At 51.3% G+C, this 12,754-nt stretch carries 10 protein-coding genes; 8 read left to right on the top strand and 2 right to left on the bottom strand.

Translation table 11 applies throughout. From position 1 onward, the window contains the following. The first annotated feature begins 186 nt into the window (after positions 1-186). The 8 genes from FGL10_RS03390 to FGL10_RS03355 all read left to right on the top strand — a co-directional run bounded on the left by FGL10_RS03390 (position 187) and on the right by FGL10_RS03355 (position 10,726). A complete protein-coding gene (locus FGL10_RS03390; RefSeq protein WP_415087388.1) occupies positions 187-1,725 on the top strand; it encodes a methyltransferase regulatory domain-containing protein in 1,539 nt (512 codons plus the stop codon). An 81-nt stretch (positions 1,726-1,806) separates the two neighbouring features. Further along, a complete protein-coding gene (locus FGL10_RS03385) occupies positions 1,807-2,913 on the top strand; it encodes a hypothetical protein (protein WP_003708539.1) in 1,107 nt (368 codons plus the stop codon). Between the two features lie 64 nt (positions 2,914-2,977). After that, entirely contained in the window at positions 2,978-3,433 is a 456-nt protein-coding gene (locus tag FGL10_RS03380; RefSeq protein ID WP_114936080.1) for a low molecular weight protein-tyrosine-phosphatase, read from the top strand. Between the two features lie 229 nt (positions 3,434-3,662). Beyond that, a complete protein-coding gene (locus FGL10_RS03375) occupies positions 3,663-4,139 on the top strand; it encodes a Fur family transcriptional regulator (protein ID WP_003708536.1) in 477 nt (158 codons plus the stop codon). Then, entirely contained in the window at positions 4,127-5,053 is a 927-nt protein-coding gene (locus tag FGL10_RS03370; RefSeq protein ID WP_036469543.1) for a CobW family GTP-binding protein, read from the top strand. The genes FGL10_RS03375 and FGL10_RS03370 overlap by 13 nt, the downstream gene beginning before the upstream one ends. Positions 5,054-5,116: 63 nt before the next feature. Next, on the top strand, positions 5,117-5,674 hold the full coding sequence (locus tag FGL10_RS03365) for a peptidylprolyl isomerase (RefSeq protein ID WP_003708532.1): 558 nt from the start codon (positions 5,117-5,119) through the stop codon (positions 5,672-5,674). A gap of 237 nt (positions 5,675-5,911) precedes the next feature. Then, positions 5,912-7,774: a site-specific DNA-methyltransferase gene (locus FGL10_RS03360; protein WP_415087387.1), complete on the top strand. Its 1,863-nt coding sequence runs from the start codon at positions 5,912-5,914 to the stop codon at positions 7,772-7,774. A gap of 12 nt (positions 7,775-7,786) precedes the next feature. After that, on the top strand, positions 7,787-10,726 hold the full coding sequence (locus FGL10_RS03355) for a type III restriction-modification system endonuclease (protein ID WP_003708527.1): 2,940 nt from the start codon (positions 7,787-7,789) through the stop codon (positions 10,724-10,726). Positions 10,727-10,819: 93 nt separating this feature from the next. Here FGL10_RS03355 and ttcA read toward each other — a convergent pair whose 3' ends face one another. Further along, a complete protein-coding gene (ttcA, locus tag FGL10_RS03350) occupies positions 10,820-11,779 on the bottom strand; it encodes a tRNA 2-thiocytidine(32) synthetase TtcA (RefSeq protein ID WP_003708525.1) in 960 nt (319 codons plus the stop codon). A 92-nt stretch (positions 11,780-11,871) separates the two neighbouring features. Continuing rightward, entirely contained in the window at positions 11,872-12,735 is an 864-nt protein-coding gene (ygfZ, locus tag FGL10_RS03345; RefSeq protein ID WP_036469540.1) for a CAF17-like 4Fe-4S cluster assembly/insertion protein YgfZ, read from the bottom strand. Between the last annotated feature and the right edge of the window lie 19 nt (positions 12,736-12,754).

The raw sequence follows: 12,754 nt of genomic DNA, 5'->3' as shown, positions 1-12,754 counted from the left end.
CATACTTGTTCGGAAGCCCGATAATTTCCGTGCGGTTGAAGTAGGCAGGCGAATTGGTTAAACTTGCAGGCATATTGTCTTTAGAGTGAACAAAATATGTCGGGCAAGAAGAAAAAAGCCGCTTCCGCGCGCCCCGTTATGGCGAAGAAAGCGCGGCAGGCGGTTGTCGGCAGTCCCGCCTCCCATATGGCGGAACCCCCGGAAATATCGGACATCAAAAATTCATATGATGATTTGATGTACGAATCTGGCGCGTTCCCTCAAACCGCCATCAATAATTTGGAGGCGCGCGCCCGCCTGATGGGTTTGCAGCCCGCGCCCGCCGCCAATGCCAAGGTCTTGGAACTGGGCTGTTCGATGGGCGGCAACATCATCACGCAGGCACTTTATTACCCGGATGCGGAATTTGTCGGTATCGACTTGTCCGGCAGGCAGGTTGCGCAGGGCAATGCCATCATTGAAAAAATGGGCTTGAAAAATGTTCGCCTGGAAGAAAAAGATATTTTGACCATCGATGAATCATTCGGGAAGTTCGACTATATCATCGTCCACGGCATTTGGTCGTGGGTGCCTGACGCAGTTAAAGACAAAATTTTTTCGATTTGCCGGAACAACCTGACGGAACACGGCATTGCCTATATTTCATACAATGTTTACCCCGGCTGGAAACGGCAGGAGCAGTTGCGCGAAATTATGTACTTTGCCGGCAGGGATGTGCTTGAAGAACCCTTGGAAGCGCGAACGCGGAAAGGCTTGGACGCGCTCAAGACGCTGGCGGAAATTTTGGAAAACGACAAGGGCTTGGGCGGCGGCGGCAAACTTCCGGCGATGCAAAAAATATTGAATCACAATACTTATTATGTCGCACACGAATATATGGAAATATTCAACGACCCGATTTACGTCAACGGCTTCATCGAATGGGCTAACCGTCACCGGCTGGCGTATATCGGGGATGCCGATTTGCACGCGTCTTTTGTTTCTTGGATGGCGGAGCATACGCGGGAGCGGATTCTGGCATTGGCAGGGGACGATTATATTGCCAAAGAATTTTACAGTGATATTTTATCCGACCGCCAATTCCGCCGTTCGCTTTTATGCCGTGAGGAAGTCGGGGACAATATCAGGCGTGATGAGTCGGTTGCAGTCGAAGTGATAGAAAGTTTGAATTTCCGCCCAGCAAGAGGGGAAACGATCAACTTTGATGAAAACGATACCCTGCTTTCGGGCATACGCGATGTGATGAAAACCGGAGAGCCGTTTAAAACGGAAGATGTTGCGGAAAACCTCGCCCGCCGATTTCCCGGTTTGACATTCGACCGTATGAAAATCAATTCCCAGCTTTTATTGCAAACCATTCTCGGGCGTTTTTCTGTTTCATCAGACAATACGGGCAAACCATTTTTTGAAGACCATAAAACCTATGTGCCGGCGCGTTTTACAGATTATGTCGCCGCCTTTGTGGAACACGGCGCGGAAGCGTTTGTCCGGCCTGCCAACCGTTACAACGAAAGCACCCCCTCATTCGGGTACGGGCATTTGTACATTATGCGGCAATTATCGCGGCCGACGAGCAAACAGGCATTGATTGAAACGGTTGCCGAAAACTTGAACATCGTCAGCACCACGCCCGACGGTTTGACATTCCATCCGCCTGCCGAAGTGTATGTGGAAGAAATATTGGCAGACTTGGCGGACAGGCATTTTCTCGTTTCGGCGGATTGACGGGCAAGGCTCGGCGGCAATCCGTCCGATATATTTTCAGACAGGAAAGACACACACTGCGAAAAGCGGTACACGACACATATGAACCAGACATTTACCTTGCCCGATACGCGCCCGTATCCCCAAAATCCGATTAAAAACCACCTGCTGCTCAATGCCTACCAGTTGGCGCATAATTCTTCCCAGGCTTCGCGCAAACTCTCGTCCGGCCAACTTCAAACCGAAATCAGGGGGATGCTTGAGCAAAACCACTATATCAACCTTTCCCTCGCGCTGACGATGTCGCCCGATGCCGGAACTTATGCCGCACTGCTTTCCAGTGTGAACGCGGTACTCGATTGCGAGAAAGAAGGCGAAGTGCAGTGGTTCGCCCTGCCGGTCGTGCTGGTGTCCGGCTGCAAGAAAGAACGGGCAATCGAGATGAAGCTGCCGACGGAGGCATTGTTTGCCTGCCTGCAAAACTATCCGCACCTGCGCGCGTTGACGCAAGAGACACAATGGCTGCCTTATCTTGTGCATTCGTCCGATTTAAGTGCGGTCGCGCCGGATGAGTGGTGGCGTGCCAAACAAAATACCGAAGCGGCGGCGCAACACTTACGCCGTTTCGCCCCGCGTCCTTTGCTGTTGCCCGAAGGACAGTCCGTCCACGTCGTTTACGCGCTGGGTTTCGGTAGCGGCAAGGTTCAGACGGCATTGGGTCAGAACCTTCTTCAGGCAGGCTTGCCCTTAATGCAGGTATGGCAGGAAAATCTTGCATCGGAAGGCGTTACGCTGTTTGCCAATCCGCTTTCCCCGGATTCTCCGGCACGCGCGCTTTCAGACGGCAGCCACACGCGCCAACGTATGGCGATGGATGTGTTTGCGGCAAACGCGATACGCGCCGTCCGTATGCAGAGTCCGCGCGTCGGCGTGGTCGTTGCGGCAAAGGCGGGCGGACAGATTCTATTCGGATTTAATGCGACCGATGGCGCGTTTGAAGTCGTGCCGCAGGTGTTTTCGTGGCAGCTTTCCTTTACCGACAACATCGCCGTTGTTCAGCAAAATTTTTTGGATTTAATGGCAGAATGCCGTGTAGAACACGTCTATCTGTTGCATAATCCCTTGGGCGAACAGGAAAACATCCCGAGCTATGCGGAAGCGTTAAAACGGGAAGGGCACAATCCGTTTTTCAGTACACAATACGATTGACCTGCCGATGCCGTCTGAAAGGGTTTCCGCTTCAGACGGCATCGCGTTGGAACAGGGCGCGGATATGAAAAAACCGAAAATCCTTTTTGTCTGCCTCGGCAACATCTGCCGTTCGCCGATGGCGGAATACATTTTGCGCCGCCGTGCCGCCGAAGTAGGGATTCCCCTCGAAACGGACAGCGCGGGGACATCGGGCTGGCACGACGGCGAGGATATGCACCGCGAGACGGCAAAGATATTGAAAAAACACGGTATCGATGCTTCAGGCTTTACCAGCCGCAAAATCCGCCAAAGCGATGCGGCGGCGTTTGACTACATTATCGCGATGGACGGCAAGAATTTGTCCGAATTGGAAAAAACCTTCGGCAGGCAGCCGGAAAAAATATTCAAGCTGACCGACCTGATACCCGAAAGCGGTTACGACCATGTCCCCGATCCGTGGTACACGGGTGATTTTGAAGAAACATACAGGCTTGCGGATGCGGGCTGTCGGGCATTGTTGGAAAAGATTTCAAAATAAAGCAATTGAATACAAACACAAATATATAGTGGATTAACAAAAACCAGTACGGCGTTGCCTCGCCTTAGCTCAAAGAGAACGATTCTCTAAGGTGCTGAAGCACCGAGTGAATCGGTTCCGTACTATCTGTACTGTCTGCGGCTTCGTCGCCTTGTCCTGATTTTTGTTAATCCACTATAAAACCGCCTCCTGCCGTATCGGTTGTTCAGACGGCATAAACAGGGAATTTATGAAAACAAACTTCAAACAGAAAATTATCGGACAGGCACGCAGCGAAGGCTTGCAGGTAACCGCTTTGCGCGAGCAGGTATTGGATATTGTCTTGCAGCAAAGCGGCGTGATTAAAGCCTACAACGTCTTGTCGCAGATGCAGCAGCAGAGCGAAGGCGCGGTTGCGCCGCCGACCGCCTACCGCGCCCTTGATTTTTGGGCGGAGCAGGGCGTTTTGCACAAAGTGGCGGCGGTCAACGGCTATATTTTGTGCAGTCACGCGCAGCACGAGTGCAACGACCATTGCCACGACCACGAAGAAGCCGAAGCGCACCACAGCGCGTTTATTTTGGTCTGCACCGAATGCGGCACGGCGGACGAGCAAACCCTCAGCCACGAGTGGGCGGCACTGCGCGCTGGCGTTGCCGAGAGCGGCTTCGCGCTGAAAGAAGAACACGTTGTTTTAACCGGGATTTGTAAAAAATGTCAGAAATGAAAAAAACCAAAGTCCACCTGATTTCAGGTTTTCTGGGAACAGGCAAAACCACCGCGCTCAAAAGCCTGATGGCGCAAAAAGACCCCAACGAAAAATGGGTCATCATCGTCAACGAGTTCGGCGAAATCGGCATTGACGGCGCTGTATTGAGCGACAACGGCATCCCTGTGGCAGAAATCGCCGGCGGCTGTTTGTGTTGCACCGCCGGCCCACAAATGGGCGTAACCGTGCAGAAAATGCTGCGCGACGCCAAGCCCGACCGCCTGATGATTGAAGCAAGCGGACTGGCGCACGCCGCCAGCGTCATTGACGAATTGAAAGCCAAACCGCTGGACAGCCTTCTGGAAATCGGCGCGGTCTTTACCGTCGTCGATCCGCGCCAGTTCATTAACCCCGATTACGCGCAACAGGCATTGTATAAAGACCAAATCGGCATTTGCGACGTATTGGCCGCCAGCAAAACCGATTTATGCACCCCCGAACAGCTTGCCGAATTTCACGACAAAGCGGCAAAACTGTTCCCGCCCAAGGCTAAAGTGGTCGAAGTCCGAAACGCGCAACTCGACATCCGGTGGCTCGATATTCCCGTCATCGAAAAATCACGCTACCGCCTCAAAGCCCTGCCGGACAACACGATGGGCTTCCAGTCGCAAGGTTTCACATTCCCCGCCGGACGCGATTTCGACGGCGAAAAATTGACCAACTTCTTCAACGACCTGCCCAAAATGACCGAAGGACTCGTCCGCGCCAAAGGCGTGTTTCAAGTATTGGGAACGTGGGTGTGGCTCAACTGGGTGGACGGGCAATGGGGCGCGAACCAAGTGTCTTGGCGGCGCGATTCGCGTTTTGAATTGATTGCCAAATCGTTTGATGCGGATTTAATCGAACAAAAGCTCAAAGACGCATTGGAATAGCGTTCACGCGCTTCAGACGGCATAGGAAATGAAAATGCCGTCTGAAGGCTTTAGGAGGACGGGATGAAACCCAAATTCAAAACCGTTTTAACCGCGCTGCTTTTGGCGGCTTCCCTGCCGGCTATGGCGGCAACCCGCGTCCTGATGGAAACCGATATGGGCAATATCCGTTTGGTTTTGGACGAATCCAAAGCCCCCAAAACCGTTGCCAATTTCGTGCGTTATGCCCGAAAAGGCTTTTACGACAATACGATTTTTCACCGCGTTATCGACGGTTTTGTTATCCAGGGCGGCGGATTTACCGAAGACTTGGTACAAAAGGCAAGCGATAAGGCCGTTGCCAACGAATCCGGCAACGGCTTGAAAAATACCGCCGGTACCATCGCCATGGCGCGGACGACAGACCCCGATTCCGCCACCGGCCAATTCTTTATCAATCTGGCGGACAACGCTTCGCTCAATTACAAAAACGGACAATACGGCTATACCGTTTTCGGCAGGGTCGAAAGCGGAATGGACACCGTTTCCAAAATCGCCCGCGTCAAAACCGCCACGCGCGGCTTTTATCAAAACGTACCCGTACAGCCCGTCAAAATCCGCCGCGTCCTTGTCGGGCAGTAACACGCAGACAGACGTTCAGACGGCGCCGCACGTTTCCCCAAAAACGCCGTCTGAAGTGAAAAAATATTTTAAAACAGACAGTTGATGTTGACAAATTCAAACCGAGGATTTTAAAATGCTGCCAAGCCAAGCCAAGCCAAGCCAAGCCAAGCCAAGCCAAGCCAAGCCAAGCCAAGCCAAGCCAAGCCAAGCCAAGCCCCTGATCTAATCGACACAGCTGGGGCGAACACCGAGGCAATCTACACTTCAGACGGCATTACCGCCAACTCTACCCAACTCGAACAGCTCAAAAAACTGTTTCCCGCCTGTTTTGACGCAGACGGAAATTTCCTTATCGACAGATTACAAGCCGAAATCGCGCCGCAGACCGACATCGGACGCGAATTTTACGAAATGAACTGGCTGGGCAAATCCTATGCCCGCCTGCTTCGCAACCTGCCGCCCGAAACCCTGATAAGTGAAGACAAGACGCACAACGCCAAGCCCGAAAATGCAGGCAGCCAAAACCTGCTGATTCGCGGCGACAATCTGGAAGTGTTGAAACACTTAAAAAACGCCTACGCAAACAGCGTGAAGATGATTTACATCGACCCGCCCTACAACACCGGCTCGGACGGCTTTGTCTATCAGGACGACCGCAAATTCACACCCGAAGAACTCGCCCGCCTGGCGAATATTGATGAAGACGAAGCCGCGCGGATTTTAGACTTCACCGACAAAGGCTCAAACTCGCACAGCGCGTGGCTGACCTTTATGTATCCGCGCCTGTATATCGCCCGCGAACTGTTAAAGGACGACGGCGTGATTTTTATCTCGATTGACGATAACGAAGCGGCGCAGTTGAAGTTGTTGTGTGATGAAGTGTTTGGGGAAGGGAATTTTGTAGAACAGATTATTTGGGAAAAGAAATTCAGCCCCCAAAATGATGCAAAATATTTTTCAGAAAATCACGATTATTTAATTTGTTACGCAAAAAATATTACTGAATTGGAAATCAAATTATTACCGCGTACAGAAGGAACAAATGCTCGTTATAAAAATATTGATAATGACCCACGCGGTGCTTGGACTTCGGGAGATTTATTGCGTAAAGATGTGCAACAAAGCGGAATTTATACAATTACAACGCCAAACGGTACACAATACAATCCACCCAGCGGTAGAAGCTGGCGTGTTTCGCAAACTAAATTTACCGAAATGGTTGCCGATAATCGCATTTGGTTTGGTGAAGACGGTAGAAATGTTCCTCGTATCAAACGCTTTTTAAGCGAAGTTCAAGATGGTACGAAAGCCATTTCAATTTGGAAATTTAATGAAGTTGGACACAATCAAGAAGCAAGCCAAGAATTGCGTAAATTATTTGATGGCGATAGTTATTTTGATACACCGAAGCCAATTCGTTTGATTGTACAAACATTGCGATTAACCACAAATTCAGACGACCTAATCCTAGACTTCTTCGCAGGCAGCGGCACGACCGCCCACGCCGTGATGCAGCTTAACGCCGAAGAACAAAACGGCAGCCGCCGCTATATCTGCGTGCAGCTGCCTGAAAAAACCGATGAAAAATCCGAAGCCCGTAAAGCAGGCTACCCGACCATCTTCGACATCACCAAAGCCCGCATAGAAAAGGCCGCCGCCAAAATCCGCGCCGAATATCCCGATTACACGGGCGATTCGGGCTTCAAAATCTTTCAAACGGCAGACAATTTCAGGCAGCATCCGGACAAGGATTTTTCGCCCGAACAACCGGATTTGCCGCTTAACGATGAATTAAGCGAAGAACAGCTGCAAACGCTTCTGACCACCTGGACGCTGTATGACGGGGCGGCACTGACCACGCCGGTTGAGCCTGTGCGGTTGGGCAGTTATACGGCGTATCTGTGCGAAAAACGGCTGTATCTGATGAATGCCGGTTTTACTTCCGCCGATTTGTTGGCGTTTATCCGCAAGCTGGACGACGATGCGGCTTTCAATCCCAACCGCGTGATTGTATTCGGCAGCAATATGGCAAGCGCCATGCAGCACGAACTTGACCAGGCGGTACGCGGTTATACCAATAAAAAAGAGATTGAGTTGAATGTGGTTATCAGGGTTTGACGGAGAAAGTTTATGAGTGGTTTTAATTACGAGAAAAACCAGCCGCACCAAATGCGGGCGGTTTCGGCGGTTTTGGGCGTGTTTGACGGGGCAACGCCCAAATATCGGGCGGCAGACGAAAATCCCGAACTTTTGTTTGCTGCAAAACAATACGCAGACAATATCCTGAAAGTGCAAAGCCAAAACGGCATAGACGGCCGATTCCCCGACCGTTCGGACGACCAAAATATCCTCGATATTTCCATGGAAACGGGCACGGGCAAAACCTATACCTACACACAAACCATGTTCGAGCTGCACCGTTGGCTGGGCGTGTTCAAATTTATCGTGGTCGTGCCGACTTTGTCCATTAAGGCGGGAACGCGGCAGTTTTTGCAAAGCAAGGCTTTGGCAGAGCATTTTGAACAGGATTTCGGCGGAGATTATGAAGGCGTGCGCCTGAAAACCTATGTGGTGGAAAGCACGAAAAAGAATAAGGGCAAAAAGTCCAATGCGCCCATAACGATCGAGCAATTTATCAAAGCGGAAAACAAAAAGGAAATCCATGTGCTGCTGATTAACGCGGGCATGGTTAATTCATCGTCCATGACCGATACGGGCGACAAGGCATTGAAGGATTTGTTTGACAATCCCGTTGATGCATTGGCCGCCGTGCGCCCGTTTGTGATTGTGGACGAACCGCATAAATTCCCGACCCGGGAGAGCGCGAAAACGTGGGGCAATATCAAACGCTTAAAACCGCAATATATTTTGCGCTACGGTGCGACATTTAACGATGAATATTACAACCTGCTTTACCGTTTGACGGCAGTAGGCGCGTTTAACGACGGGCTGGTCAAAGGCGTGCGCGTGTTTCAGGAAGAAATGCAGGGCGGCATGGATGCGGCGGTAAAACTGGTGTCGTCGGACGGCAAAGAAGCGAAATTTGAATTAAACGAAAAGGACAAAAAGCAGACGTTCAAACTGGCAAAAGGCGAAGATTTGGCGAAAATCCATCCCGCTGTTTCGGATTTGAAAATCGACAAAATGAATAAAACCGCGGTGGTGTTAAGCAACGGCTTGGAGTTGAAAACGGGTGCCGTCATCAACCCTTATTCCTATTCGCAAACGGTGCAGGACGCGATGATGCAGAGGGCGGTTGCCGAACATTTCAAGCTGGAACGCGCACTTTTGGCAGAACGCGCGCCACAGCCCAAAATCAAGCCGCTGACGCTGTTTTTTATTGATGATATTGCGGGCTACCGCAGCGGCAACGAGCTTTCAGGCAGCCTGAAAGATAAATTTGAAAGCTGGATCCGTGCGGAAGCGGCACGCCGCCTGAAAACGGAAAGCGACCCGTTTTACCGCGATTACCTGCAAAAGACGTTGGACGATGTATCCGCCTGCCACGGCGGTTATTTTTCCAAAGACAATACAGACAGCGACGATAGAATCGAGCAGGAAATCAATGAAATCCTGCACGATAAGGAAAAACTGCTGTCTTTGGACAACCCGCGCCGCTTTATTTTTTCCAAATGGACGCTGCGCGAAGGCTGGGACAATCCCAACGTTTTCCAGTTTTGCAAACTGCGTTCCAGCGGCAGCACGACTTCCAAGCTGCAAGAAGTCGGACGCGGCCTGCGCCTGCCGGTAAACGAGCTGATGGCGCGGGTGCGCGATGTGCCGTACAAGCTGAATTATTTTGTCGATAGCAGCGAAAAAGACTTTGTGAAGCAGCTTGTCGGCGAAATCAACGATAATTCTTTTCAGGAAGAAATCTCAAAAAAGTTTACCGAAGAGCTGAAACAAAAAATATTGCAAAAATACCCCGATATCAAACCGCTGATATTGGTAAACAAACTGTTTTCAGACGGCATCATTGACGACAATGAAAACTTTACCGAAGACGGCTATGACAAATTAAAAGCCGCCTATCCCGAAGCCTTCCCCAAAGGTTTGGACAAAGGCAAAGTCAGCAACGCCAAAGACGAGGGCAAAGACACCATCATCATGCGCGAAGGCAAATATGAAGAACTCAAAGCCTTGTGGGAGCTGATTCACCATAAAGCCGTTTTGCAGTACAAAATCAAGGATGAAGCCGAATTTGTCGATTTATTTACCGCCTATTTGCGTGAAAACGCCGCCAAATTCCCGCAGGCAGGCATACGCACGGCGGTAAACGAAGCTTATATCAACAACGGGCTTATGCTTTCCCGCCGCATAGACAGTATTGAAGGTGAAGATTTTATCCGTTTTAACACAATGACTTACCGTGAGTTTCTGGAAAAACTGGCACAAACGGCAAAAATCCGCATGCAGACTTTGCATCAGGCGTTTTACCGCGTCCGCGACGAACTGAACATTGGCGATTTTTTGAATATGCAGACCATCGCCCAAATCAAAAACGGCTTCAACCGGTTTTTGCTTCATCATTCCTTCCATAAATTCGAACTGGATTACCGGCTTGTCGGCAGCAAAATCCATCCGACCAAATTTACCGATAAAGACGGCAAACCGCGCGCGGTGAAAAAAGCAGATTTGGGCAGATTTGAAGATACGGAGCACCGGCCTGCCGCCGGCTATCTCTTCGGCGAGATTTTCTACGATTCGGATATAGAACATGAAAATGTCGCCAACAACCAAATTGAAGGCGTAACCGTATTCACCAAAATACCGAGAAACTCCATCAAAATCCCTGTTGCCGGCGGCGGCACGTATTCGCCCGACTTTGCCTATATCGTGAAAACCCAAAGCGGCGAGATTCTGAACTTTGTGATTGAAGCCAAAGGGACTGACGGGGCGGAAGATTTGCGAAAAAGCGAAGAGCGGAAAATCAAACATGCCGAAAAGCTGTTTGCCGAGATTTCCAAAGAAATCAAGGTGGTGTTCAAAACGCAGTTTGACGGCGAGAAGATAGCCGAACTGATCGGGCAAAATATGCCCGCAGGCGGGCATTCTGAAAACGGACACTGAGAAACAAATGTTTGGAAGCCGTCTGCTTCGGGCTTTTAAAATGCCGTCTGAAACGCCAAACGGGCTTCAGACGGCATTTTTGACGGCGGGGGGTTACGCGCCGCAGGTTTTCGGCTTGTTCGCCAGAATATTGATGACTTTGCGTTCGGCTTTTTGCGGCGCGATTTTGATTTCGCTTTCGTCTTCTTCGCTGCCGTCTGAAAAACGTTCGGGCATTTTTTCGCTGTCAAACGCCAAATCGCCGCCGTGTTTCAGGGTTTGACCGCGTTCCAATCCGACAAAGTCGAAGAGTTCGGTATCGGCAAGGTGGGAAGGGACGACGTTTTGCAGGGCGGAGAACATCGATTCGATGCGGCCGGGGAAGCGTTTGTCCCAATCGCGCAGCATATCGCCGATGACTTGGCGTTGCAGGTTGGGTTGCGAGCCGCAGAGGTTGCACGGGATGATGGGGAATTGTTTTAATTCGGCGTATTTGATTAAGTCTTTTTCTTTCACATAAGCCAAGGGGCGGATGACGATGTGTTCGCCGTTGTCGCTCACCAGCTTGGGCGGCATGGCTTTGAGTTTGCCGCCGTAAAACATATTCAGGAACATGGTGGCGAGGATGTCGTCGCGGTGGTGTCCCAAGGCGATTTTGGTGCAGCCTAATTCTTTTGCGGTGCGGTAGAGGATGCCGCGGCGCAGGCGGCTGCACAGCGAACAAGTCGTTTTGCCTTCGTCCAATACGCGTTTGACGGTGGAGTAGGTGTCTTCTTCGACGATTTTGTACGGCACGCCTATGCTTTCGAGATAGGTCGGCAATACTTCTTCGGGAAAGCCCGGCTGTTTTTGGTCGAGATTGACGGCAACCAGCTCGAAATCAATCGGCGCGCTGGCTTGGAGCCGGAGCAGGATGTCTAACAGGGCGTAGCTGTCTTTGCCGCCGGAGAGGCAGACCATGATTTTGTCGCCCGGCTCGATCATGTTGAAATCGTTAATCGCGTCGCCGACGGCGTGGCGCAGGCGTTTGCTGAGTTTGTTGTTTTCGAGTTCTTGTTTGGTTTTTTTGGACATAACGGTTTGGGCTTGAAAATTAGAAAGGCGGCATTGTAACCGATTGACGGGGCGGCAATGCCGTCTGAAGGGCTTCAGACGGCATCGGCGGCTTATTCTGCATTTTCGGTTTTAAAGAAGAGATGAACCGCTTTGAAGATACCGCCGTTTGGGACGGTCAGTTCTTTTTGCGCGGCGGAGAATTTAATCACGGCAAGGGCGGTAAAGTTTTCCGAATCTTGAACGCTGTCGAGTACGATGCCGACTTCTTCGCCGTCTGCCGTCAGCAGGATGCCCGCTTCGGCTGCCGAATTTCCCGACAATACCGCCAAGCCGCGTTTGACCTGACCGCGATATTGGGCGCGCGCGATGATTTCCTGTCCCGGATAGCAGCCTTTTTTGAAGTGTACGCCGCCGATGATGTGCTGGTTGAGCATTTGGGCGACGGCGGTTTCTTTGGTAGCCGCGCATATCCACGGATAACCGCTGCGGATTTCGTGCAGCCGCCACGCGCTTTCGGCGGCGGCATCGTAAGGCGGCAGGGCGTTTTTGGGGGCAATGTGCAAAATGCCCCGATGGGGCAGGACGACGGAACAGATGCCGTCTGAAACGCATTCGGCGGTAAAGGCGAGACTGGGTTCTTGCGCGGCAAGCGGTTCGGCGGATGCTGCCAATTCCGCGCCGACGGCGTAATCTTCAAGGATTTCAAAAACGACTTTGGCACGCAACACAAACATCCGCAGGCGTTTGATCGTTGCTTCAAGCAGGTCTTGCGCCATAATCAGCAGCAAATCGTCTCCACGGTTGACGACAATCATATTGGTGATGACGCGGCCTTTGGGCGTGTTGTAAGTCGCATAACACGCCTGCCCGGTCTGAAGATTATTGATGTCGTTGGAAAGCTGTCCGTGCAGGAAGGTTTGGCGGTCTTCGCCGCTGACGCGCGCCACGCCGAAAAAGGGCAGTAAGGTTTTCATCATTTGCGTACTCTGAAAT

Origin of the sequence: Neisseria lactamica (assembly GCF_901482445.1) — a bacterium.
GTDB classification, from domain to species: domain Bacteria; phylum Pseudomonadota; class Gammaproteobacteria; order Burkholderiales; family Neisseriaceae; genus Neisseria; species Neisseria lactamica.
Note: the sequence above shows the minus strand (reverse complement) of the source record. Positions and strands in the feature narration are given on the sequence as shown.